Raw genomic sequence first — 24,466 nt, forward strand, 5'->3', positions numbered from 1 at the left:
CCAGCCTTCGTACCTGCGAATGAAAAAAACCTGGCAATGCCAGGCTTGTGATCAAGCAAACAGATTGAGCGCGGCGTCGTCCCATTGATGACCGCCTTCGGACCAGCCTTTGCCCATCTGCGGTGGAAAGCCGGATCTGCAATATCCCTGCCTGGCGTCGAAATCGAATACCGCGTGGGGATAATCGTTGATCAGCAGCACCGCCTTGCGGTGGTCGATGGACCAGCCGATTTTCACCACCGATGGCTTGTCGTTGTCGGAAACATCGGCAACGTTGTAGATATGCAGCGCATCGTGAATCGGGTTGTCGGCGACGGCAGTATCCAGTGCGTAGAAGTAAGCGGTGTGCCCATCGTCTTCAAAAACCACGACCAACGAGCCTTCCTCTGCGGGAGCCTCCAGTACCAGATCCTGGCCTACATTCAGTTCACTTTCAGCTGCTAGATAAATGGGCATTGCGGCAATCCCTGTCCCGTTGAGTGTTGAAAGGCACGCATGATGACAACCCGGGATTATTCCGGCAATCGCCAAACCGAGGTCGACTTGAGCGTGCCCTTGGCAATCAGTCCCTGACAATTCCCGGTGTCCTGGATGGCTGTCGGGCCGAGCGATCGGGATGGTCACGCTCGATGAACTGGCGTAAACCTTCCTGGGTCTCGGGCTGATGCACCGATCGATTGAAGCACTGGGCTTCGATCTTCAAGCCCTCGGTAAGGGGGAGCCCGTAACCTCGAATCGTGGCTTCCTTATCTGAGCGCATGGCCGGTTGCGGCAGGCCGGCCAGGACGGTGGCCAGCTCCATCGCCCGCTTCAGCGAACGCCCGCTGGGCACTATTTCGTTGACCAGACCGATGCGGTACGCCTCTTGGGCATCGATCACCTTGCCCGTCAGAATCAGCTCCATGGCCCGGCCCATGCCGACAATCCGTGGCAGGCGCTGGGTGCCGCCGTCCGCCAGGCCGATGTTCCAACGGCGGCAGGTTACACCGAACGAAGCATGCTCCTCGGCGATGCGCAGATCGGCAAAACAGGCCCACTCCAGGCCACCGGCATAGGCCACGCCGTTGATCGCGGCGATCACCGGTTTGTAGATATCGGTCCAGCGGCTGGGGCCGATGATCCCGGGGCGCTCGCCGCGATCATGGGCGGCCATTTCCTCGGCGTTCGAGGGCACCAGCTGTGCGGCGGCCTTGAGGTCGCCGCCGGCACAGAAGGCCCGATCACCGGTGCCGGTAATGATCGCCACCAGGGCCGTGTCGTCGTCGCGAAAACACGTCCAGGCGTCGATCAGTTCACGGTGGGTCACAGGGCCGATGCAGTTGCGCTGCTCGGGGCGATTGAAGCGGATGACCACTATGGGTCCATGCTGCTCGTAGGCGATTTCCTTGAAGTTCATGGCAGCTCCTGTTGCAGGTCGTGGCACGCTTGAGCGAAACCCGGATTGCAGTATAGGCAGCCTTGGCTGCCCTACTCCGCCCACTTGCAACCGCCGGTTTGCCGGCGCCGGTCCCCTCCGTCAGGTGCGGGGCCGGGACTCAATCCGCCAGGGCCTGCTGGAACGAATGATCAATCAACGGCGCGGTGGCCAAGGGCGCCGGCAAGGCCTTGACCTTGAACAGGAAGTCCGCGGTGCCTTGCAGGTCCGAGGCTGCTTGCGGGTCCACCGGGCCCAGGGTCAGGTGGGCCTGGCGCAACCAGTGGCGGGAGACGCTCTGGTCGAGGTTGGCTTTCCTGGCCCACAGATCGGCGTACTCGTCGGTGTGGTTGTCGACCCACTGCCGGGCCTGTTTCAGGCGCACGAGAAAGTCGGCTATGGCGGCGTGCTTGTTGTCGACGGCCGCAGTGGATGCCGCCACCGCACTGAGACCGGGCATCAGGTTGCGCGCGGTGATGATCGGGCGCGCACCGGAGAACACAATCTGCTGGGAAATGTAGGGTTCCCACACCGGGAACGCATCGATACCGCCCTGGGGCAAGGCCGCAGCGGCGTCGATGGGCATCAGCTTGACGAACTGCACATGGGTTTCCGGCAGGCCGGCCTGTTCCAGGGCGCGCAGGGTCAGTTGCTGGCTCCAGGCCCCGGGCCAATAGGCGACTTTCTTGCCCTTGAGGTCGGCGATGCTGTGTACCGGTGAATCCTTGGGCACCAGCAGTGCAATGGTGTCCGGGTTCTGCCGGGACACACCGATCAGCTTCACGGGCGCCTGCTTGGCCGCCAGGAACAGAAAGCCCGAGTCGCCGAGAAAGCCCAGGTCCAGCGCGCCGGTATTCAGGGCCTCGGCCAGGGGCGCCGCTGCCTGGAAGTGCTTCCACTCGACCTTGTAGGGCGCACCTTCAAGTGCCCCGGAGGCCTCCACCGAGGCGCGGATGTTGTAGTAGTTCTGGTCGCCGACATTCAACACCAGGGGCTCGGCGGCCTGGGCCAGGGGAGCGAGCAGCAAGGCACTGGCGAGTAATTCGCGCAGGCGTCGTGAGAGGTTCATGGGGGGCGATTCCTTGGACAGGGTTCAGGAGAGTCATATAGACCATAACGGTCTTGAGAGGCCGCCTTGAAATTCTCTTTTTGCATAAGCTAAGAGAGCCATGAACTCGTCCCGGCCTGCAGCCGGCCGCAGGTGGCGTCGGGAACCCCGGGACCCTGGGCCCCGGGGCTGGTTGCAACCTTGCTAGCCGCGACCGCGGATCAATACACCACCATCAACTGCGGCGAGATCTGCACATCCAGGGAAATGAGCTTGCAATAGCCCCCCAGCGGCTGATTGGAAGCGTTCAGGCTGGAGGTGCTGTTGTTCCATAGGATACGGATGGTACTGATTCCGCAGTTCGCGGAGGTCCCGGTAAGGGCCAGCCCCATCTCCGAAATGCCGCCGCTGAGCTGGCTGTCCATGTACATCGGCCAGGAAAGGTTCTTGGCCACCAGCAACGAGCAAAAGGGCGAGCTCCCCGCGAACCTCGCCGCAGTGATCTTGGCGCTGTTCACCGGATTGACCGAGCCGTCGATAGTGACGTTGCAGACGATCGTCTGCTGGAAGGTGGCAGGGGTTTGCAAACGAATGGTGCCATGCCCCTGGAAGTTCACCACGGGAGTGAAGTGCGGCTCAGCCACTGCGGGCGATGCCGCGGCGCACGCCAGTATCAGCGCACTGGCAGCAAACAGGCGATTCAGGTTTTTCATTGTTGTTCCTCGCAGGTAGGGCGATGCAGATCGCCGGGTAATGGCCGTGATCGAGAAGTCACGAGAAACGGCAGGACATCCCTTTCCAGCCAAATTTCAGAGCTATTACCGCTGCGCACGGGCAGCCAGGAGGTACGCGATAGCAGCACATTTCGAGGAAATTCAAAATACACATTCAAAAATATTTTTGAATTATCGATCGGGCCACGTCGATATCGGGCCTTTATAGATCTAGAAAGAATTAATAAATGAATATTGATTATTTATGGCTATATGAAAATCCACGTACTCTCAACTCATCCGACTCCTCGTCATCACAGTGAGTGCCCACCATGCAGCCGACTGACAACCTCATCGACCTGGCCAGCTACCGCAAACGCAAACAGGCTCAGCAACGGGCACGACTTATGTGGGAACTCTACGCGCGCAACGCCGCCTGCCAGGCCATGCAATGGGTTCAGGCCCGGCACGGCGACGAGACCCGCCACGGGTGAACGCTCAAGACCCCTCGCGCTTTCTCGCCGGTGATGCCCCGCCGCTGCTGGATCTTGCGCCCCTGCACACCCAGGACCAGGACCCCATCAGCCAGCGGGTTGCGCAGAACCTGCTGCGCCTGCGGGGCAAGCGCCACCTGTCCCTGGATGCCCTGGCCCGCCAGTGCGGCGTGAGCCGGGCGATGCTGGCGCAGATCGAGTCCGGGCGCAGCGTGCCGTCGATCAAGGTACTGTGCAAGATCGCCAAGGGCCTGAAGGTTTCGGTGGCGGCCTTTCTCGAACACCGGGCCTTCGAGGGTGTGGCGCTGCTCAGGGCGAGCCAGAGCAAGCGTCTGGTGAGTGCCAATGGCGCCTTCGTCAGCCGCGCACTGTTTCCCTTCGACGTGGCGCGCCAATCGGAATTCTACGAGTTGCGCATTGCGGCCCTCGGTGAGGACCAGTCCGAAGGCCATGGCCCTGGCGTCCAGGAGAACCTGGTGGTGGCCCAGGGGGTGCTGGAGATCAGCGTCAACGAAGAGCGCTATCTGCTGTCTCCGGGGGACTCGATCCTGTTCTACGCCGACCAGCCCCACCGCTATCGCAACCCGGCGGACAGCGAAGCCGTGGCCTATCTGGTGGTGACCCACCCCGAACGCCTGGACTGAGCCGCCAGGCCAAAAAAAAAGCCCGGCAAGGGAGTGATCCCCGCCGGGCTTTGGCGTTCCTGCAGAACCTAGCAGGTGCAGCACATCATCGGCATGCCATTGCAGCTCATCATCATCGGCATGCTGCAATCGTTCATCATCTTCATCATCAGGGTGCAGCAGTTCTGCATCATGTCCATGTTCATGCCGGCCATGGGCATCAGCTTGCACAGCATGCCGTCGGCCATCAGGGTGCATTCCATCACGCACTTCATCGAGGGCATCGGCATGCCCATCATCGGCATCGGCATCATCATGTTCATCATCGGCATGGCCATCGCCGCCTGGGACATGCACAGCATGCTCATGTTGCCGCAGTGCATCATCATCGGCATGCCGCAGTTCATCATCATCTGCAGCATTTCAGCGCTGTTCTTGAACATCGCCATGTCCATGCCCGCGGCCGGCATCATCTTGCACTGCATGCCGTCTTCCTGCATTTCGCAGCTCATGGTCGCCATCATCATCGGCATGCCCATCATCGGCATCATCGGCATGGTGGTGTTCATTGGCATCTGCATGGCGTTCATCATGATCTTGTTCCCTGAAGTATCGATAGTTGGATGAAGCGAATGGGGCGGATTCTAAGGATCGCCGCCGGGGCGGCAAGAGGCCGGTCCGGCAGCGGCGACGGCTGTCGCGACATACGTTCCAGCGTGGCGCAGCCGGTGATTTCCGTTGCTGCAGCGATTGCTCATGCATAGCGGAGGGAACGGGCTCTGCAGCGTCACTGGCCCTGCTGTGGATATGCGTAAAACAGCTATCTACATAACCCAGAGAAATAAACGATCTAACCACGCCCGATCTTTCCCCCGGCCTGGCCCCCGGGGCGCCACCCCGCCGCGGAACCGCCCCCGCAACCCAGGCTGGCCCCGGCCCGATCCGGCCTGTTAGCCTAGCCGCCCGCTTCCCCCTTTCTGCGGAACTGCAATGACTCCTTCAGCGCAATTCTGGCGTGACCCGAACCTGCCTTACGTCGAAAGCCGCCGGGCCTGTGACAGCCGCGCCAACTACAAGGCCCACAGCCACCCGACAGTCTCCATCGGCGCCGTGGATCGTGGCGTCAGCCTGTTCAGTGGCGCCGCCGAGGGGGCAACCCTGATCCGGGCCGGCAGCGTGGTATTCGTCCCGGCCCATTGCGCCCATGCCTGCAATCCCCTGCCCGACAGCGCCTGGAGCTACCAGATGCTGCACCTGGACCCCTGCTGGGTCGTAGGCGTGCGTGAAGAAGCCCAGCAGCAGGTGCAATTACTGCTGGGCCAAGTGTTATTGAGCCACGATGGCGAGCTGTACCAGCGCTTTTGCCAGCTCAACGACCTGCTGTTTTCCACTGCCAGCTGGCAGGACAAGGAAGCCGCGCTGATCGAGTTCATTGGCGACTTTCCAATCCACGAGCAGCCGGTGATTGCCCTGGCCGCCGATCCGGCCCGGGCCAGCGTCGGGGTACGTCGGGTCATGCTGTTCCTGCAGCAGGATGCGCAACAGGCCCAGCCTCTGGAACACCTGGCGGCGCTGGCCGGCATCAGCCGTTACCAGCTGATCCGGGCCTTTCGCGCTGCCACCGGGATGACGCCCCACGCCTACCAGCTGAACCAGCGCATTATCCAGGCCCGGGCCTCGCTGCAGGCCGGCGAGCCCCCGGCGGCCCTGGCCCAGCGCCTGGGCTTTGCCGACCAGGCGCATTTCCAGCGAGTGTTCAAGGCCCATGTCGGGGTCACCCCGGGTTTGTACAAGCGCTGAGCGCCGCGCAATTTTCTTCAATACCTCGATCCCGGCTCCCAGCAGACTGCCAACCCCTCAAGGTCCCTGGAAGCCTGCCCCCATGATTCAACAGTTTTTGCTGGTCGCCGCTGCGCATTTTCTCGCCCTGCTCTCCCCCGGCCCGGACTTTTTCCTGGTGGCGCGCCTGTCCATGGCCACCGGCTGGAAACCCGCCACCGGTGCCTGCCTGGGCATCGCCCTGGCCAACGGCCTGTTCATTGTCCTGGCCTTCGGCGGGGTGTCGGTGTTGCGTCCCGACAGCTCACTGTTCCTGGTGATCCAGCTGGCCGGTTGTGGCTACCTGCTGTACCTGGGCTGGCTGTTCATCCGCTACGCCGGTGCCAGCTCTCTGGCGGCGGTGGACACCCAGGGCGACACCCGGGCGCTGAACCGGGCCACCTGGTGGCGCGGCCTGGGCATGGGCCTGCTGTCGGGCCTGCTCAACCCGAAGAATGCCCTATTCTATGTCAGCCTGGCGTCCCTAGTGGGCACCGACACCAGCGGTGCCTGGAAGCTGGCCTATGGCGTGTGGATGTTCAGCGTGGTGCTGCTGTGGGATCTGTTGGTGGCCCTGGCCATCGGCAATGGCCGGGTCCGGGAACGCTTCTCTAAGGCCCTGCCCTGGCTGGAAAGCATCACCGGGGTGATCCTGATCCTCCTGGCACTGGCAGTGATCAGCGCCACCCTGTTTCGCCATTGAGCCGGGGAGCCAATCGGCGGGCCGAGTCAGCGGCCGCCCTGCACCTTCAAAGTTACAAATAAACAACAAAGCAACACGCGGTTGTCATCCTCGACAGTCGATATTGTGCGAACCCCACAGCAACTGCCGGGCAGCACCACGGGCCTCCCCCCTCTGCCCAACCCACAGGAGTAGCGCCATGCCACAACAGCCCCGCCTGGGATGCGGCGCCGCGATCGTCCGCGACGGTCACCTACTGCTGGTCAAGCGCCTGCGGGATCCGGAAGCCGGTTGCTGGGGACTGCCCGGTGGCAAGGTCGACTGGCTGGAACCGGTGGAACAGGCCATGCGCCGGGAAATCCTCGAAGAACTGGGGTTAACCCTGGACGGCGTCAGGCTGCTGTGCGTGGTGGACCAGATCGATCCCGAGGGCCAGCAGCACTGGGTATCCCCGGTGTACCTGGCGTCTGCCCCGGCGATGCCGGCACGCAATTGCGAACCGGACAAACACAGTGACATGGCCTGGTTCGAACTGGACCGCCTGCCGCAACCCCTGACCCAGGCCACCCGCGTTGCCGTGCGGGCACTGGTGCAGATCGCCGCGTTGGAGACATGAAGCACCCATGGCGCCGGGCAGCGGGCTGACTGCTGATCGTCGCGCCCCTGACCCGGACCGAGGTCCCGGTGGCGGCGCCTGTGGCGCAGCAACTGCAACGGCCAGATGGCTCCACCCTCGCCTATTGCCTGCTGCCGCGCAGCGCTGCTCACCGCCCCTGGCTGGTGATCATTCGACGACCTGCTGCACAGCGTCGAAGCCAGCTCACTGTCGCCCTGGAAGCCAAGTCGACAACGCAGCGCCAGGGCCCCTCACCTGCGACCGATGGCCGCAGGCATTGGTCTAATTAGCCCGCCACGGCCTTCGTCTGTTTGCTACCATGCGCGGGTTTTTTGCCTGTCTGGCTGTTCAAAGGGCGTTATTTCATGAGTGTTCTACTGACTCGCCGTACGCTGCTCACCAGTGCCGGCCTGCTCGGCCTGGGCCTGCTGGCCGGTTGCGACAACAGTCCCCGACTGTCCTTCAAATACGGCAAGGACCTGAGCAATCAGATTCTCGGCCGCACCTTCAAGCTCACCGATTCCCAGGGCGAAACCAAGTCGCTGTCCAGCTACCGCGGCCTGATGCCGATGATCTTCTTCGGCTTCACCCAATGCCCGGCCGTGTGTCCCACCACCCTGGCCCGTGCGGCCCAGGCCAAGAAGCTGATGGGGCGTGACGGCGACCGCCTGAAAGTGGTGTTCATCACCCTGGACCCCGAACGCGATACGCCGCAAGTGCTGGACGCCTACGTCAAGGCCTTCGACCCGAGTTTCGAGGCGCTCTACGGCACCCTCGAACAGACCGCGGCCACCGCCAAGGAATTTGGCGTGTTCTACGAGAAGATCCCCAGCGGCTCGACCTACACCCTGTCGCACACTGCCACCAGTTTTGTCTTCGACTCCCGGGGTACCTTGCGCCTGGGCCTTTCGCAGTCCCTCACCGCTAAAGAGTGCGCCGAAGACCTGCTCACCGTCATGGAGGTTTGTTAATGAATTCGCAACAACGCCCATCCCGTATCAAGCGAGCTTTGCTGCTGGTTTCCCTGCTGGGCCTGGCCGGCACTGCCGGCGCCGCCACCCAGGTGGACAATGCCTGGGTTCGCGCCACGGTTCCTGGCCAGCACGCCAGCGGCGCCTTCATGGACCTCACCGCCAGCAGCGACAGCAAGCTGGTTGACGTGCAGTCGCCGGTGGCCAAGAACGTGCAGATCCACCAGTCGAGCATGCACAACGACGTGATGAGCATGCAGCAAGTGGACGCCGTGGCCCTGCCGGCCGGGCAGAAAGTCAGCCTGGACAGCCACGGCTACCACGTGATGCTCATGGAGCTGACCGGCCAGATCAACGCCGGCGACAAAGTGCCGCTGACCCTGACCGTGGAAAACGCCAAGGGCGAGAAGGAAACCCTCAAGGTCGAAGCCGAAGCCCGGGCACTGAATGCGCCGGATCACAGCATGATGATGCACTGAGTCACCTGAAACATTGGCCCCCGGGCCGTTCAAGCAGCCACGCCGGCCATCGCTCGCGTGGTTTTTTTTTGCCGCTCGCCAACCGCGGCGGGCTATTTCCCTGCACCTATCCCTGTGTCACTCTACCGGCCATCCGCAAAAAACATGGCTAAAAGCCATTTCTCCGCCGTGCTGATCAGATCCACCGGCGGGTACGCCATGACCTGGGCAACAACCATCAAGGATTCGATATGTCGCGAAAGCGGACAGTGATTCATGTGCTTTTTTTCACCGCCAAGCCAGGACAGCCGGCGGCGCTCCCGCTCACTGATGACTACAAGGTGGCTGTCAGGAAAAACTCACCGATAACCGCCATGCCCTCTTACCGCCTGCAGATTGCACGGCGGTCCGAGCCGGCAGCACCTGCCGAACTGAGCCTTGCGTCATTCACTACGCTTTTTGGCGACAATGGCAGTGGCAAGACCGCGCTGCTGCTTGCCTTGTGCGATGGCCTGGCAGGCTGGAGTCACGATTCACCCATCAGTGTGCTTTGGGAAGACCAGGCCGGCCTGCACCTGGCCAGAGGCACCTCGCTGCAAGGCGTTGAACTTGAAGCCGGTGATTGGCTGGATGAACCCGAAAGCTGCGCGGTGCCTGATTTTTTCACCGCCTTCTACACCACCTCACCTTATGAAAGAGCCAGGCGCAATCGCTTGAAGGCGCGGGGAGTCATGGACCTCAGCGCCAATCCGGAGCAAGCCCAGCAATCGGACCCGATTGCAGCATTCAGCGCTTATCCCTACCTCAAGGGACACGCCGATTTTGTTTCCAGGACCCAGGTGGAAATGAAGGTCAAACCGGTCTCACTGGTGGAAATGCTCAGAACCTATGGCAGGCGCGGCACTCGGACCTACAGCAATCTGCTGCCCGAGCTTAAAACCTACATTCAAGAATTGGACAGAACCGCTTCGGCGAAAACCAAGTTCATCCTGTCCTTTACGCTGTTGAGCGCCGTCGACAGATTTGACGAACAGCAACGTCATGAGTTGATAGACGCATTGCTCCAGATGATCCAGGCAAACCAACCCTGGCTGGATGATCAACTGAGCTTCAACCTCGAGCAAATCGAGCTGCTGTCCAACGTCCCCTTGCTGGACGAGCTGTTAGTTGAGGCAAAGCAGTCCCTGGAGGCGACCGAAAAACTCTTTGGTGGTCTTCTTCAATGGCACCGCAGTGCCAGCCTGCAATACCTGGATCAGCAGATCGGTGAGCATATTCGCCTGCATGAAGGCGTGCTTTACAAAGTCGCGGCGCTTGGCCTGCTTGAGCTCTCCTTCAAAGAGTTGAGCTCCGGTCGGGCCAGCCTGATGTTCCTCTACTGTTCGATGGCCAAAGCCATCGGTGAGTTCGAGCGCCAGCCTGAAACCAGCAGCATGCTGTTGTGCCTGGATGACGGCGAGATGTTCATGCACCCGAAATGGCAGCGCCTGTATCTCCAGGATCTGCTGGAGTTCATTCAGCGGTTCGAGGGCGTTGCCGAGCGCACCCATCTGTTCATTGCAACCCACTCGTTGATTGTGGTCGCGGACACTCCCGCCGGCCGCCTCTTCGACATGGACCGCAAGCAACTGGGGAATGCGTTCGGCTACACCGCCAAGCAGACCCTGGAGAAGGTATTCAAGGTCGAGAGTTTCACCGGTCGCTACAACGCCCAGCGACTGGACGAATTGTCCGGGCTGCTCAAGCTCAACAGGCTTGATGCCCAGCAACTCGTCAGGGCGCTGGACATCACCCGAACCCTGGCCAGTGAGCCGTTGAAATCCCACGTCATGGAGCAACTGGTGGTGTTGGGGAGGCAATCAGATGCTCAAGTTTAAGCCCTTCCCTGGCGAGGTCGAAGACCTGCACTTGGCAACCCTGGGAGAACGTTTCGATCACCAACTCAACTTGTGGAAGTCATTCACCGGCTACCCGAAAGACACCGCAAAACTGCACGCGACGTTGAAGCGCCTGCGCAAGGAAATTCTTGTCGGCGATGTGCAGGAGCTCCGGCAGGTGATTGATCAGGTCGAGGCCGTGATGCCAGATCTATCCAAGTACCTGCGCAATCGTCCTCGGGGCAAGAAGCGCCGACCCACGTCGCCAATGGAGCGTCTGATCAATCAGCTCAACACCGTGTTCAACTACGCTCTGTTCGACAAAAAGGATGACGGCTGGAACGCCTACAAGCTGGTGGGCAAGCACTTGCTGCGGATCTGCCCTTACTGCCACATGAACCATATCAACTACCACATGCGCGACACACGAAGCTCAGCAGCGCTGGAGTTGCGCCCACCTCTGGATCATTTCCTGCCCAAATCGATCTACCCGTACCTGGCGGTTTCCCTATACAACCTCATCCCCTGTTGTGACCGCTGCAACTCCACAACGATCAAGGGCGCCAAGGACCCCGAACAGACGATTCCGCACCCGTTCGATGACTCGGCTCGAAACATGACGTTCAAGGTAACGGCCTCTGCACTGACGACTTCCGGCATCACGGATGAAGAATATGCATTGAGTGTCACCGGTCATGGCGCCTGGAAGGAGTTTGCCGATTTCTTTCACCTCTCGGAGCGTTACCAATGGTACCTGCCTGAGGTACAGGACATGCTCGGGCGCATCCAGACCCTGGATGACAGTGACAAGCACATTGAACCATTGATAATACGGCCGCTGTTCATCCTCGGTTTCGCTCCGCACGAGGCTGAACAGCGCGCTCTGGGCATCTGCCTGCTGGACATCGCGAAAAATCTCGGTGCGCTCTCTGAACCTCAGTAAATCCCCCGCGCCAACCACACCGTCAGCCCACAACACTCCGGGTCTTCACTGACCTGCTGCACCACCTCGAAACCATGGGTATCGAGCAAGGTGCAGTATTCCCCCGGGTCCAGGCTGGCGTGGTACAGGGGCTCGCCCTCGAACTCGCCGATGGCCTCCCCTGCCGCCGGGCCGCTGGTGAACATCAGGGCGCAGCCCGGGCCGGCGTGGCGTTCGAACACGGCAAACATGGCGCGCTGATCGTCCGGGCTCAGGTGGAACAGGCTGTTCCAGGCGAGGATGCCGGCAAAGTCCTGGTCCAGGGCCAGGCTGCGCATGTCGGCGTGGATCCATTGCTGCTGGGGAAAGCGCCGGCGGCACTGCTCCAGCAAGGCGGCGGAGCTGTCGACGCCGGTGACCGTGCATTCATGTTCGATGAGATAGCGCGCTACCGGCTCGCCGCCTCCGCAGCCCAGGTCCAGTACCTGCCGGCCCGAGCCCATGACCTGGCGAAAGCGCTCGAACCAGGCTTGTTCACTGTGAAAGGCCTGGGTGCTGGCCTGCCGCGCCCGGTCCCAGGCCTGGGCATGACGCTGATACAGATCGACGATGTGATGAGCGGATTCGTGCATCCACAGGCTTCCTTGTGCTGTTCGGTGGCTGCGGATTACAGCACAGCTGCACTGGGCAAGGCGAAGTGGGTGGTGCCGTCGGGCCGCGAAACGGCGGTTCCCGGTGTTGCTTGATCCACTTGATAAAACACCGCTTCAACTGAGCCCCGCCAGCTCCAGCAACTGCCCGCGCAGCCAGCGGTTGGCCGACTCGTTCTGCACCTGCTTGCTCCAGTACAGGTTCAGGCACACCTGCGGCAGGGTCAGGGGCATGTCGAGAATGCGATTGCCCAGGCCGGCATTGATCAGCCGTGCATTGTTGCGGGTCAGGGTCAGGAGCCAGTCGCCCTGGGCCACCAGTTGCGCGGCGGTGAGGAAATGCTGGCAGTGCTGGCGGATGCGCCGCACCACCCCCAGGTGCCCCAGGGCCAGGTCTTCGACGCAGATGCCGCGGCGCCGGGAGGTCACCGCCACATGCTCGGCCGCCAGGTAGCGCTCCACCGTCAGTTCACCACGAAAGCCGGGGCCGGCCATCACGCAGAAGGAATCCTGCAGCAGCAATTGCTGTTGCAGCTGCGGGTCGGTCAGGCGTGACAGTTCGATGGCCAGGTCAATGCGCCCGGCAATCATCTCCAGCTTCAGGTCGGCCCAATGCACGCTGGTGCTGCGCACCTCCAGGTGCGGGGCCACACGGCTCAGGTGCCCCAAGATCAACGGCAGGATCACCGGCTCCAGTTGCTCCGGCATGTTCAGGGTAAAGCGCCTTCGATCACGCTGGGGGTCGAAGGCCTGGGTCGGGTTGAGGCTGCGGCGCAGGCCGCTGAGGGCATCCTGGATACCCGGCGCCAGTTGCTTGGCCAGGGGTGTGGGCGCGACACCGTAGCCTTCGCGAACGAACAGCGGATCATCCAGCTGCGTGCGCAGGCGCGCCAAAGCGTGGCTGATGGCCGATTGGCTGAGGTGCAGCACCGAGGCGGCGCGGGTCAGGTTGCGCTCCTGGTACACCACCTCGAAGACCCGGAACAGGTTCAGGTCCAGGCGGCTGAGCCCTGACCATTCATGCGGTGAGTTCATGGTTGCGCCCTCGCAGTCTCGACCCGCAGCAGGCTAGCAGCGCGCCGGTGCCGGCAGAACCATGTAGCGCATTCATGAATCTCGATGAATAACCGTCGGTTCTGTGACGCCCCGGGCGCTGCCTAAGATAGCCACGCCGATAACAACAATTCAGGAGGCACCATGGACCTTGCGGCCTATCAGCAGCACCTTCATGCCCTGCAGCAGGCCGCCTGGCCCGAAGGCACGCCCCGTACCCCGCAGTACCCCCAGGGCCAGCAGCCCCTCACCGAGTACCTGCGGGCCTGGGCGCAGTCACAGGCCAGTGCCGTGGCCCTGGACTTTTATGGTTACCAGTTGAGCTTTGCCGAGCTGGACCGGCTCTCCGATCGTTGCGCGGCCTTGCTCGGCGAGCTCGGGGTCGGCCCCGGCGATCGGGTGGCGGTGTACATGCCCAACTGCCCGCAACTGCATATCGGCTTCTGGGGCATCCTCAAGTGCGGCGCGGTGTATGCCCCGGTCAGCCCCCTGGCCCGCACGCTGGAGCTGGAGTACCAGCTCAAGGACAGCGGCGCCCGGGTGATCCTGTGCTTCGATCAACTACTGGATGTGGTCCACGCCGTGGCGCCGGCCTGCGCCCTGAACCGGATCCTCGCCAGCAGCCTGTCGGAGCTGTGCCCGGCGACCCCGAGCATCCCGGCGCCGGACCTGCTGCTGGCGCCCAAGCGCCAGGACCCCGGAGTCCTGGACTTCTACCCGGCCCTGGAAAACTGCCGCGCCGCCCGCCCCGAGCACCGCCCGGCCCTTGCAGACATCGCCGCCCTGAACTACACCGGCGGCACCACGGGCCTGCCCAAGGGCTGCATCCACAGCCACGGCGACATGCTCTACACCTGCGCCAGTTTCGTGCCCGTGGCCCTGGGCCTTGCGCGCGACAGCGTGATGCTCAACTTCCTCCCGGAGTTCTGGATCGCCGGGGAAAACGCCGGCCTGCTGTTTCCCATCTACGCCGGCTGCCGCCTGGTGCTGTTGGCACGCTGGGATGCGCCGGCGTTCATGGCGGCGATCGATCACTACCGGGTCAGCCATTGCGGCTTGCTGGTGGACAGCGCCGCCGAGGTGCTGGAGCACCCTGACGTCGCCAAGCATGACTTCAGCTCCCTGCGGGCCACCGGCTGCATCTCCTTCGTCAAGAAGCTGACCCCGGACTACCGCCGACGCTGGCACGAGCTGACCGGCTGCACGCTGTTCGAATTCAGCTTCGGCATGACCGAAACCCACACTTGCGACACCTTCACCGCCGGCTTGCAAGACGACGATTTCGACCTCAAGAGCCCGCCGACCTTTGTCGGCCTGCCGGTGCCGGGCACCGAGTTCAAGGTCTGCGATTTTGTCAGCGGCGCCCTGCTGCCCCTGGGCAGTGAAGGCGAACTCTGTGTGCGCAGCCCCTCCCTGCTGCAGGGCTACTGGCAACAACCGGAGGAAACCGCAGCGGTGCTGCGTGACGGCTGGCTGCACAGCGGCGACCTGGGGCAAATCACCGAGCAAGGTTTTATCCGCTACCTGGGGCGGCGCAAGGAGATGCTCAAGGTCAATGGCATGAGCGTGTTTCCCAGCGAGCTGGAAGCGCTCTTAGGCCAGCACCCACAGGTGCTGGCCAGCGCGGTGATCGGCCGCGCCGATGAGCGTCGCGGCCAGCAGCCGGTGGCCTTTGTCGTGCTCAAGGCCGACGCCCCCCAGGACCCTCAGGCCCTGGCCGCGTGGTGCCACCAGGTGATGGCCGCCTACAAGGTGCCGCAGATCCGCCTGGTGAGCAGCCTGCCCATGACCGCCACCGGCAAGGTCAAGAAGAACGAGCTGGAACAACAGCTCTGACCGGCTGAGTGAAAACACCCTTTGCCCTTGTGAGAATCGCCATGTTTCAGAGTCTGTTGATCGCCAATCGCGGCGAGATTGCCATCCGTATCGCCCGGGCCTGCGCCGACCTGGGCATTCGCAGCGTCGCGGTGTATGCCGAGGACGACGCTGCCAGCCTGCACCTGCGCCGGGCCGACCTGGCCCTGCCCCTGAAAGGACGCGGGGTGCCGGCCTACCTGGATCGCCGGCAGTTGATCAGCCTGGCCCTGGAGCACGGCTGCGCAGCGATCCACCCCGGCTACGGCTTTCTTGCCGAGAACGCCGACTTTGCCCGGGATTGCCTGAAGGCCGGCCTGACCTTCATCGGGCCGGCCCCCGAGGTGCTGCAACTGTTCGGTGACAAGGCTGCGGCCCGGGCCCTGGCCCAGGATTGCCGGGTGCCGCTGCTGGACGGGATCAACCATCAGGTGAGCCTGGAACAGGCCGCCGCCTTCCTTGCGCGCCACGGCGCGCTGATGCTCAAGGCCCTGGCCGGGGGCGGTGGCCGCGGCATGCGCGCGGTCACCGAAGCCGGGCAACTGCAGCAGGCCTTTGCCCGCTGCCAATCCGAAGCCCAGGCCGCCTTCGGCAATGGCGCACTCTATGTCGAGCAGTTGCTGCAACACGCCCGGCACATCGAGATCCAGGTACTGGGAGACGGCAGCGGCGCGGTCAGCCATCTGTGGGAGCGCGATTGCAGCCTGCAGCGGCGCCATCAGAAGCTGGTGGAAATAGCCCCCAGCCCGGACCTGGCTGACGAACTGCGCCAGCAACTGATCGACGCCGCCTTGCAACTGGCCAGCCGGGTGCGCTACCAGGGCATTGGCACCTTCGAGTTTCTCCTCGATCAGCAGCACCCGGGACGTTTCTACTTCATGGAGGCCAACCCGCGCATCCAGGTGGAGCACACGGTGACCGAGGCGGTGACCCGCATCGACCTGCTGCACACCCAACTGCGCCTGGCCGCCGGTGCCTCCCTGGACAGCCTGGGCCTGACCCGGCCACCGAAGCCCCAGGGGTTCGCGCTGCAGGTGCGGATCAATCTGGAGGAGCAACTGGCCGACGGCGGCACCCGCCCGGTGGCCGGAACCTTGAGCGCCTATGAAGCGCCCAGCGGTCCCGGATTGCGGGTCGATGGCTACGGCTACGCCGGCTATCCGGTGAACCCCAGCTACGACTCCCTGCTGGCCAAGCTGATCGCCCATGGCGCGGACTACCCCAGCGCCCTGGGGCGGGCCTATCGCGGGCTCTGCGAGTTCCGCCTGGAAGGTGTCGCCAACAACCTGGGGCTCCTGCAGAACTTGCTGCGCCATCCGGCAGTGGCCGAATATCAGCTCAGCACCGGCTTCGTCGAGCAGCACTGGGCGACGTTGGCCCAGGTCGCCGCTGATGACCATCCGTCGCGGTTCTTTGCCCAACAGGCGCTGGCCCCGGAGCAACTGCGCAGCAACCTGCAGGCGCCCCCGGGCACCCTGGCCCTGGAGGCCCCGAGCACCGGCGTGGTGGTGACCCTGGAAGTGGCCGAGGGTGATGAGCTGCAAGTCGGCCAGCGGGTGGCGGTGCTGGAAGCGATGAAGATGGAGTTCGAGGTCAAGGCCCAGTGCAGCGGCATCGTCCGGGCCCTGGCCAGCCGGGTCGGTGATGCCCTCAGCCACGGCCAGCCGCTGCTGTTCCTGGAACCGGCAGAGGTCGCAGGTAGCGACCCGCGCAGCGAAGAGCAGCTTGACCTGGAGTTGATCCGCGCCGATCTGGCCGAGGTCCGCCAACGCCACGCCCTGTTGCAGGACGCCCAGCGCCCGGAGGCGCTGGCCAAGCGCCGCAAGACTGGCCAGCGCAGCGCCCGGGAGAACCTCGACGACCTGCTGGACCCGGGCAGCTTCATGGAATACGGCGCCATGGCCCTGGCGGCGCAGCGCCGCCGGCGCAGCCTCGAGGAACTGCAGGCCCTGAGCCCGGCCGACGGCCTGGTGGCCGGCATCGGCACGGTGAATGCTGGATTGTTTGATGCCCCGTCTGCCCGTTGCCTGGCCCTGGCCTACGACTACACGGTGTTCGCCGGCACCCAGGGGGTGATGAACCACAAGAAAACCGACCGCCTGCTGAGCCTGGCCCAGGAATGGCGGCTGCCGGTGGTGCTGTTTGCCGAAGGCGGCGGTGGTCGCCCCGGCGACAGCGACTTTGTCGGGGTTGCCGGGCTGGACTGCCATACCTTTGCGGCCATGGCTCGGCTTTCCGGCTGGGTGCCGACGGTGGGCATCGCCTCGGGTCGCTGTTTTGCCGGCAACGCCGCACTGCTCGGCTGCTGCAACCTGATCATCGCCACGGCCAACGCCAGCATCGGCATGGCCGGCCCGGCGATGATCGAAGGCGGCGGCCTGGGTAGTTTTACGCCTGAGCAAGTGGGCCCGGCATCGGTGCAAGGGCCCAATGGGGTGATCGATGTGCTGGTCAAGGACGAGGCCGAAGCCGTGGCCGTGGCCAAGCAGTACCTGGGCTACTTCCAGGGGCCGCTCGAGGATTGGCAATGCGCGGACCAGCGAGCGCTGCGCCAGCTGATCCCGGAAAACCGCTTGCGGGTCTACGACATTCGCCAGGTGATCCAGACCCTGGCCGACCGTGACAGCGTGCTGGAGTTGCGGCGCCAGTTCGCTCCCGGGCTGATTACCGCACTGATCCGCATCGAGGGCCGGGCCTTTGGCCTGATCGCCAACAACCCCGGGGTGCTGGGGGGCGCCATCGACGCCGCGGCCGGCGACAAGGCCGCGCGTTTCATGCGCCTGTGCCAAGCCTTTGGTCTGCCGTTGGTGTCCCTGTGTGACACCCCGGGATTCATGGTCGGGCCCGATGCGGAACAGCAAGCCACGGTGCGCCATGTGTCGCGGATGTTCGTCAGCGCTGCCAGCCTGACGGTGCCGTTCTTCACCCTGGTGCTGCGCAAGGGCTATGGCCTGGGGGCTCAGGCCATGGCGGCCGGGAGCTTCCACAACCCGATGTTCACCGTGGCCTGGCCCAGCGCCGAATTCGGCGCCATGGGCCTTGAGGGGGCGGTGCGCCTGGGCTTCGCCAAGGAACTGGCGGCCCAGCCCGGCCCTGAGGAGCGCCAGGCGCTGTTCGACAAACTGGTGGCCAAGGCCTACGTCCAGGGCAAGGCCCTGAACATGGCCAGCTACCTGGAGATCGACGCCGTGATCGACCCACTGGACAGCCGCTCCTGGCTGCTTCGCGGCCTGCAGGCAGCACCCCGGCCGCAGCCCTGGACCGAGCGCCCCCAAGGCTTCGTCGACACCTGGTAAACCCACCCGCCACCAGCTTGTGTAGGAGCTGGCTTGCCAGCGAAGGCGTCCGCGAGGACAGCACAAGACTCAAGGGCCCTTTCGCCGGCAAGCCGGCTCCTACGAGGACGACGCCGCTATCGCGCCAGCCGTAGGAGCTGGCTTGCCAGCGAAGGCGCCCACAAGGACAGCGCAAGGCTCAAGGGCCTCTTCGCCGGCAAGCCGGCTCCTACAAGGACGACGCAGCTATCGCGCCAGGTGTATACGGGTGGGCATTGCCCCCCCCAGCAACCTGGCCCTGGCCAAGAGATGAATCCAGGCAGCCTCAAGCCTCGGCCAAAACCCGGGCATGGCTGCGCCGAACCTGGCGCACGCTGATAAACAACAGCGCCGATACCACGGCATAGAGACCGAACAGCCAGGCCGCGGCCTGGCCCGCACCGGCCACACCTGCGCTGGAACCGAGGCCGGCCAGGTTGACGATCATCCCCGCCAGGGCCGCGCCCAGGGCCGTGGCCACCAGTTGCACGGTGGTGATCGAGGCGCCCGCCAGTTCCTTCTGGTCAGCGGCGGCGTTTTCCAGCACCCGGGACAACAGGTGCGGCCACGCCAGGCCGATTCCTGTGCCCACCAGCAACATCGCCAGGCACACCGCCCCCAGGCTCAAGGCCGGCGTGGTCGTGGCGGGCATGAACAGGCAGGCCAGAACCAGGCCGGCCACCACCAGCAATGGTCCACTGGCGATGGCACGGGACGCGCCCCGGGGGCTCAGGCCGGAGCTGAAGATCGCCCCCAGGGTCCAGCCGGCCGCCATCAGCGCGGCGATGTAACCCGCCAGCAAGGGCGTCTGCTGATGCAGCACCTGCAAAAACAGCGGGACAAAGACCTCGCTGGTCATGCCCACCACCAGCAGTGCCATGGAGATGTACAGCGCCAGCAAGGGGCTGCCGGGCTTCAGGCTGTCACGGGGCAAGAGCCGTTTGCCGGAGCGGTTTTCCACGATCACCACCAGCAGCAGAAGGCCCAGGCCCACCCCCAGGCCCAGGGCGTTGTACCCGGCTGAAGGCGTGATGCTGCCAATGGAGATCGCCAGCACCACAGCGGTCAACAGCACCAGCTGCAGGCCGGGAATGGGCGTGCGCGGCGCCGCTTCGCGGCTTTTTCCCGGCAGCAGGGCGAGCGCCAGCAGCATGAACAGCAAGGTGCAGGGCAGCAGCACCCAGAACGCCGCACGCCAGGCTCCATGCTCGGCGAAAACCCCACCCACGGCAGGACCGATCAGGGTGGCCGCGCCCCACATGGCGGAAATCAGCGCCATCGCCCGGGGCCACAGCGGCTCGTCGAACACCAGGCGGATCATCGCGTAGGGCAAGGCGAACAACAGCCCTCCGCCCAACCCCTGGACGCTGCGCCCGAAGATCAGCCAGCCCATGTCCGGGGCCAGGGCGCACAGACCGCAACCGAGCATGAACACCAGGCCTGCCAGGGCATAGGCGAGCTTCGGCCCCAGTCCTCCCAGCGCGCGGGTGGACAGCACCGAGCCGATGATCGAGGCCACCACGAACAAGGTGGTGTTCCAGGCGTAGTAGTCCAGGCCGCCAATATCCTTGACCACCGAAGGCAACAGCGTGGTGACCAGGTACACGTTGATTGCATGCAGTGCCACGCCACCGGCCAGGGCTGCCGAGCGCAGCCCGTTCTTGCCCAGTAACAGTGCCGACCATCCGCTTGTTGAAGCCATGCCTTGCTCCCTTCGGGTTGTTCGAGAAAGCCGCACTGTATTACACAAGCATTTGATTTGATAATTAATTTTTCATCGCCTGGACAACCGCCTGCATGCGCCGCTGAAAGATCGACAATCGCCAGGCCCCGAGGCTGGAGCCTGTTATGCTTGCGCGGTTGGCAGCGTCTTGCACGCCCTTGATACCCCACTTGCGCATTGGTTAATGGCCCAGCATGTCCTCGATGTCCTCCCCTGCCGAGAAGAAGAAGAAGAATCCCGGAGCCACCGCCGAGCGGATTCTGTTTCTGCTGAAAACCCACGGCCCGCTGAAAACCGCCGACCTGGCCCCGCTGCTCAAGGTTTCCCAGGAAGCCACCCGCCAGCAGCTACAGAAGCTGGTGGACGGCGAGCTGATAGTCGGGCAGATGATGCCGGCCCAGGGCGCCGGGCGCCCGTCGCAGAAATGGCTGTTGACCGAACAGGCCCAGGCGCGCTTTCCCGACACCCATGCGCACCTGACCCTGCAACTGATCGATTCGATTCGCGCGGTCTACGGCTCCGACGGCGTGGAGCGCATCGTCACTGACATGGAGCGGGTCAACACCGCGCAGTACCTCGATGTCTGCGCCCCGCTGCCGACCCTGGAAGAGCGGGTCCTGGCCTTGGCGCAGATCCGTGATGTGGCCGGCTACATGGCCAGCGTCGAGGCCGACGGCGACGGCTGGCTGCTGATCGAGAGCCACTGCCCGATCTGCGTCGCCGCCCAGCAGTGCCAGGGTTTCTGCCGTGCCGAACTGCAGGTGTTCCAGGCCGCCATTGGCGACCTGGGCCAGGTGCAGCGCGTGGAGCACCTGATTACCGGCGATCGACGCTGCGTCTATCGCATCCGTGCCACCCAGACGAGTCCCTGCCCGTGATCGCTCCCGCCCTGTCCCGCCTGCTCAAGCGCGGCGCGCTGATCCTTGGCGTTGCCGCATTCACCCTGCTGGCCTGGCGCGCCTTCGACAGTGAGCGGGGTCCGGCATTGCAACCCTGGCACCTGCGAGTGCCCCATGAGCTGAGCATCGAACAGATCGATGGCGCCGACTGGGCGGCCTGGCTGCAGGCCGAGGATCGGGTGTTCGCCGAGGTCCGGCACGAAGTCAGCGACCGCCTGGATCCGACCCAGGTCCCGCCCTTCAACCGTTATCGGGTGGACAGCCGGGTCTACTCGCCGCGTTTTGCCACCGACTGGAACCGCTCCTACCTGCTGCGCCCCCCTGGCACGCCGCGGGGCGTGGTGGTGCTGGTGCACGGTTTGACCGACTCACCCTACAGCTTGCGCCACGTTGCCCGGCGCTACGTCGAGCGCGGCTACCTGGCCATCGGCCTGCGCCTGCCCGGCCACGGCACCGTGCCGGCCGGCCTGACCGACGTCCACTGGCAGGACTGGCTGGCCGCCACCCGCCTGGCCCTGCGTACCGCCCGGGCCGAAGTTCCGGCGCCGGCGCCCTTGCACATCGTCGGTTACTCCAACGGTGGCGCCCTGGCGGTCAAGTACGCCCTCGATGCCCTCGACGATCCGCAATTGCCCCAGGCCCAGCGCCTGGTGCTGATCTCGCCGATGATCGGTGTCGCCTCCTCCGCCCGCTTTGCCGGGCTGGCGGCGTTGCCCGCGGTGTTCCCGGCTTTCAGCAAGGCGGCCTGGCTCAACCTGCGGCCCGAATACAACCCGTTCAAGTACAACTCGTTTCCGGCCAATGGGGCGCGCCAGTCCTGGCTGCTCACCGATGCCCTGCAAAGCCAGTTGCAGGCCCTGGTGACGGACCCGCGCCTGAACCGCCTGCCGCCGATCCTCAGCTTCCAATCCTTGACCGATGCCACGGTCAGCACCCCGGCCCTGGTCAGCGGCCTGTATCGGCAACTGCCGGCCAACGGCAGTGAGCTGGTGATCTTCGACCTCAATCGCGCCCGGGACTTCGAGGGCCTGCTGGACCCGGCCAGTGTCACCTCCCTGGCCAGCCTGCTGCCGCCGGCGCCACGCAACTACGCGACCCGACTGCTGACCAACGAGGGCACCGGCACCGCGGCGCTGGAGGCCGTGAGCACTCCGGCCCAGAGCCTGCACAGCCAGCGCCAGCGGCTGAACCTCAACTACCCGCCCGAGGTGTTCTCACTGTCCCACGTGGCCTTGCCTTTCCCCCTGGACGATGCCCTGTACGGCACACAACCCACTGCCAGCGAGGATTTCGGCGTGCACCTGGGCACGGTGGCGGCCCGTGGCGAGCGCGGGGTGCTGGTGGTGCCGATGGATGAACTGATGCGCCTTACCAGCAATCCCTTCTACTCGTATCTGATCCAGCGCATCGACGCCGATATAAACTAAGCAACAGTTCATTCATTGATCCCTTGAATGGATAGGTGCTAGTTTGCGCCCCCTTTTTGCCCCCATGATTTCCACGGGGGCACAACTGCCGCCATGGCAGGGAACCACGATGAAACCCATGATTCGACCCCACGCCCCTGGCCTGCCCTTGCCGACTCGCCGCTGGGCTCGCGCCACCATGGGCGCGGCCTTGCTGGCAGTGACCGCCCTGCAGGGCGCCCAAGCCGATCAGCAGCAGGACTACTGGATGGTGCAGACCAGCGTCTACACCAACCACTGGAGCAACGACCCCGACCACAACAACCACCAGGACCTGATCGGCCTGGAGCGCAACTACGCCGACGGCGAGTTGTGGGGTGTGAGCACCTTTCGCAACTCCTTCTCCCAGCGCTCCTACTACGCCTACGTCGGCAAGGCCTGGGAGATGGCCGACTGGCCGGTCTACGCCAAGCTCAGCGGCGGCCTGATCCAGGGCTACAAGGGCGACTACAAGGACAAGATCCCGCTGAACCACTTCGGCGTGGCCCCAGCGCTGATCCCGGCGATCGGTGCGCATTACGGGCCGGTGAGCACCGAGCTGGTGGTGCTCGGCGCCGCAGCGGTGATGGTCAACGCCGGCTATCGCTTCTGAGTGACCAGGGCAGCCGGTGCCCTTGCATCCCTCAAGCCCGCACCTGCTGGCGGGCCTGCAGTGGCTAGCGGCTACTCCTCGCAGCCCAGCCCCTGGCGCTGGGGCTGCTCGGCCGCCAGGGTCTTGCCGGTACGGGCCATGATCTGGCCTTGCAAGGCCCGCAGTTCAGCGCCGTCCAGGCGCTGGCAGCGATTGATCTCCCAGACATCCCCCGTGGCCAGGCTGACCGAGAACAGCCCCCAGTATTCGGTGGCGCCGGCCTTGGGATCGTTGTAGCCGAGGCTGAAATCGAAGTAGCCCGGGTGCGGCGGCTGGCCGCTTTCATCTTGCAGGTCACCGTCGATAAACACCCCTGGCTTGCCCATGGGGTAATCCTGATGCTTGAGAGCCACCTGCAAGACTGCCTGGGCCTGCTCGCGCGTCAGCCCCGCGGGATTGACCTGGGCCGGCTGCAAGGTGCCGGCGGCGCAGGCGCTGAGAGCGACTGCGGCCAGGCACAGCCACAGCCCCCATGAACCGGCTGGTTTTGTCAGCACGCCAAACGCCCTCTGACCGCGTTGATGATGTCCGCCAGGTAGCTGGCGAAACCGTTGCGCCCGCCGGTGGCGGCATCGCCCGTGTTGTAGCCGCTGCGAACCAGCGCCTGGGCGAACTCCAGCGGATCGCGCTTGCTGCGCACCGAGGCGCCATAGCGCTGGGCAAAGGACTGGGCGGATTTCTGGAAGGAGTCGAACTTCGCCACCTTGATGCTGGCATTGCCCTGGGGCGACTCGGCACCGCTCTGCAAGGGCGCCGGGGCGTGCATGGAGAAGTAGTTGTTGAGTTCCCGGGCAATGCGCCCGGTGCCGTACTGGCTCTCCTGGGCCGCCAGGCCCAGGATGTTCTCCACCGGCAGGTCCAGTTGATCGGCGATCGGTTGGCAGACCGCCTTGTATTTGCTGACAAAGGTGACAGCGCTGATGTTGTTGCACAGTTTGGCGCTCAAGAAAACTCCCTCTTTTGACTGAACGATTGCAGGCTCATCCTGGCTTGATGCCCCGGTCGATTACCGGGCTCACCTTGCTCGGCCTGAGCCTGTGCCCTGGACGGCAACTTGGCTTGGAGCCTCAGCAATTGCAGGAAGCGAGGGGCATTCTGGCCGCTCCCTGGCAACTTGCATGTCTAGCGATCCTTGCTGTTGCAGCGCGTGCTGGCCGGCGGCCGGCAGGACGGAAAGCGACGGCACAGAACGGCCGATCGAGTGCAGCGAATCAAAACAGAAATGACAAGGATTCACCAT

At 64.1% G+C, this 24,466-nt stretch carries 24 protein-coding genes; 14 read left to right on the plus strand and 10 right to left on the minus strand.

The window, feature by feature from the left end; translation table 11 throughout:
• Nucleotides 1-51 precede the first annotated feature (51 nt).
• The 4 genes from U873_RS0105650 to praB form a co-directional block, all read right to left on the minus strand.
• Nucleotides 52-456 (minus strand): DUF2251 domain-containing protein, encoded by a 405-nt coding sequence (locus U873_RS0105650; protein WP_025127310.1) that lies wholly within the window; start codon nt 454-456, stop codon nt 52-54.
• Nucleotides 457-562: 106 nt separating this feature from the next.
• Nucleotides 563-1,396: an enoyl-CoA hydratase/isomerase family protein gene (locus tag U873_RS0105655; protein ID WP_025127311.1), complete on the minus strand. Its 834-nt coding sequence runs from the start codon at nt 1,394-1,396 to the stop codon at nt 563-565.
• 139 nt (nt 1,397-1,535) lie between these two features.
• The gene (locus U873_RS0105660; protein WP_025127312.1) at nt 1,536-2,483 is read right to left on the minus strand and encodes an ABC transporter substrate-binding protein; all 948 of its coding nucleotides are present in this window, start codon (nt 2,481-2,483) and stop codon (nt 1,536-1,538) included.
• Between the two features lie 200 nt (nt 2,484-2,683).
• On the minus strand, nt 2,684-3,175 hold the full coding sequence (gene praB, locus U873_RS0105665) for an alkane oxidation protein activator PraB (RefSeq protein WP_025127313.1): 492 nt from the start codon (nt 3,173-3,175) through the stop codon (nt 2,684-2,686).
• A gap of 332 nt (nt 3,176-3,507) precedes the next feature.
• Between praB and U873_RS36895 the strand changes: the two genes are divergently transcribed.
• Complete coding sequence (locus U873_RS36895) at nt 3,508-3,669, plus strand: hypothetical protein (RefSeq protein WP_177330243.1); 162 nt, start codon at nt 3,508-3,510, stop codon at nt 3,667-3,669.
• Nucleotides 3,666-4,313, plus strand: coding sequence for an XRE family transcriptional regulator (locus U873_RS0105675; RefSeq protein WP_025127314.1), 648 nt, complete (start codon nt 3,666-3,668; stop codon nt 4,311-4,313). The genes U873_RS36895 and U873_RS0105675 overlap by 4 nt, the downstream gene beginning before the upstream one ends.
• Before the next feature lie 68 nt (nt 4,314-4,381).
• Here the strand turns inward: U873_RS0105675 and U873_RS35050 are convergent, their stop codons facing one another.
• Complete coding sequence (locus tag U873_RS35050; RefSeq protein WP_081818613.1) at nt 4,382-4,885, minus strand: hypothetical protein; 504 nt, start codon at nt 4,883-4,885, stop codon at nt 4,382-4,384.
• Nucleotides 4,886-5,282: 397 nt separating this feature from the next.
• On the opposite strand from U873_RS35050, the gene U873_RS0105685 reads away from it, so the two are divergent.
• From U873_RS0105685 to U873_RS0105720, 7 genes are all read left to right on the plus strand, one after another.
• Nucleotides 5,283-6,092, plus strand: coding sequence for an AraC family transcriptional regulator (locus U873_RS0105685; protein WP_025127316.1), 810 nt, complete (start codon nt 5,283-5,285; stop codon nt 6,090-6,092).
• An 82-nt stretch (nt 6,093-6,174) separates the two neighbouring features.
• Nucleotides 6,175-6,813, plus strand: coding sequence for a LysE family translocator (locus U873_RS0105690; protein ID WP_029978168.1), 639 nt, complete (start codon nt 6,175-6,177; stop codon nt 6,811-6,813).
• 178 nt (nt 6,814-6,991) lie between these two features.
• The gene (locus U873_RS0105695) at nt 6,992-7,408 is read left to right on the plus strand and encodes an NUDIX domain-containing protein (protein ID WP_025127318.1); all 417 of its coding nucleotides are present in this window, start codon (nt 6,992-6,994) and stop codon (nt 7,406-7,408) included.
• A 365-nt stretch (nt 7,409-7,773) separates the two neighbouring features.
• On the plus strand, nt 7,774-8,379 hold the full coding sequence (locus U873_RS0105700; RefSeq protein WP_025127319.1) for an SCO family protein: 606 nt from the start codon (nt 7,774-7,776) through the stop codon (nt 8,377-8,379).
• On the plus strand, nt 8,379-8,858 hold the full coding sequence (locus tag U873_RS0105705) for a copper chaperone PCu(A)C (protein ID WP_025127320.1): 480 nt from the start codon (nt 8,379-8,381) through the stop codon (nt 8,856-8,858). The genes U873_RS0105700 and U873_RS0105705 overlap by 1 nt, the downstream gene beginning before the upstream one ends.
• Nucleotides 8,859-9,088: 230 nt before the next feature.
• Nucleotides 9,089-10,714 (plus strand): hypothetical protein, encoded by a 1,626-nt coding sequence (locus U873_RS0105715; RefSeq protein ID WP_157838064.1) that lies wholly within the window; start codon nt 9,089-9,091, stop codon nt 10,712-10,714.
• Nucleotides 10,701-11,657 carry a hypothetical protein gene (locus tag U873_RS0105720; protein ID WP_025127322.1) on the plus strand — a complete coding sequence of 319 codons (957 nt, stop codon included), beginning with the start codon at nt 10,701-10,703 and terminating at the stop codon, nt 11,655-11,657. Before U873_RS0105715 ends, U873_RS0105720 begins: the two co-directional genes overlap by 14 nt.
• Here the strand turns inward: U873_RS0105720 and U873_RS0105725 are convergent.
• Both U873_RS0105725 and U873_RS0105730 read right to left on the minus strand, forming a co-directional pair.
• Nucleotides 11,651-12,268, minus strand: a complete 618-nt coding sequence (locus tag U873_RS0105725; RefSeq protein ID WP_025127323.1) for a trans-aconitate 2-methyltransferase — start codon at nt 12,266-12,268, stop codon at nt 11,651-11,653. The genes U873_RS0105720 and U873_RS0105725 overlap by 7 nt on opposite strands.
• A gap of 135 nt (nt 12,269-12,403) precedes the next feature.
• Complete coding sequence (locus U873_RS0105730) at nt 12,404-13,321, minus strand: LysR family transcriptional regulator (RefSeq protein WP_025127324.1); 918 nt, start codon at nt 13,319-13,321, stop codon at nt 12,404-12,406.
• Between the two features lie 162 nt (nt 13,322-13,483).
• Here U873_RS0105730 and U873_RS0105735 point away from each other — a divergent pair, with 162 nt between their 5' ends.
• Nucleotides 13,484-15,175 (plus strand): AMP-binding protein, encoded by a 1,692-nt coding sequence (locus U873_RS0105735; protein WP_025127325.1) that lies wholly within the window; start codon nt 13,484-13,486, stop codon nt 15,173-15,175.
• Between the two features lie 41 nt (nt 15,176-15,216).
• Nucleotides 15,217-18,489, plus strand: a complete 3,273-nt coding sequence (locus tag U873_RS0105740; RefSeq protein WP_025127326.1) for a carboxyl transferase domain-containing protein — start codon at nt 15,217-15,219, stop codon at nt 18,487-18,489.
• A 304-nt stretch (nt 18,490-18,793) separates the two neighbouring features.
• On the opposite strand, the gene U873_RS0105745 is transcribed toward U873_RS0105740, so the two are convergent.
• Nucleotides 18,794-20,209 carry an MFS transporter gene (locus U873_RS0105745; protein WP_025127327.1) on the minus strand — a complete coding sequence of 472 codons (1,416 nt, stop codon included), beginning with the start codon at nt 20,207-20,209 and terminating at the stop codon, nt 18,794-18,796.
• 224 nt (nt 20,210-20,433) lie between these two features.
• Here U873_RS0105745 and U873_RS0105750 point away from each other — a divergent pair, with 224 nt between their 5' ends.
• The 3 genes from U873_RS0105750 (at nt 20,434) to U873_RS0105760 (ending at nt 23,187) form a co-directional block, all read left to right on the plus strand.
• Entirely contained in the window at nt 20,434-21,108 is a 675-nt protein-coding gene (locus tag U873_RS0105750) for a metalloregulator ArsR/SmtB family transcription factor (protein WP_025127328.1), read from the plus strand.
• Complete coding sequence (locus U873_RS0105755) at nt 21,105-22,556, plus strand: carboxylesterase (protein ID WP_025127329.1); 1,452 nt, start codon at nt 21,105-21,107, stop codon at nt 22,554-22,556. The genes U873_RS0105750 and U873_RS0105755 overlap by 4 nt, the downstream gene beginning before the upstream one ends.
• A gap of 178 nt (nt 22,557-22,734) precedes the next feature.
• Complete coding sequence (locus U873_RS0105760; protein WP_029978173.1) at nt 22,735-23,187, plus strand: hypothetical protein; 453 nt, start codon at nt 22,735-22,737, stop codon at nt 23,185-23,187.
• A 71-nt stretch (nt 23,188-23,258) separates the two neighbouring features.
• Here the strand turns inward: U873_RS0105760 and U873_RS34255 are convergent, their stop codons facing one another.
• Nucleotides 23,259-23,723, minus strand: coding sequence for a hypothetical protein (locus U873_RS34255; protein ID WP_025127331.1), 465 nt, complete (start codon nt 23,721-23,723; stop codon nt 23,259-23,261).
• Nucleotides 23,717-24,172, minus strand: coding sequence for a glucosaminidase domain-containing protein (locus U873_RS0105770; RefSeq protein WP_025127332.1), 456 nt, complete (start codon nt 24,170-24,172; stop codon nt 23,717-23,719). The genes U873_RS34255 and U873_RS0105770 overlap by 7 nt, the downstream gene beginning before the upstream one ends.
• Nucleotides 24,173-24,466: the final 294 nt, after the last annotated feature.

Origin of the sequence: Pseudomonas sp. PH1b, from assembly GCF_000633395.1 — a bacterium.
In the GTDB taxonomy this organism is placed as follows: Bacteria; Pseudomonadota; Gammaproteobacteria; order Pseudomonadales; family Pseudomonadaceae; genus Aquipseudomonas.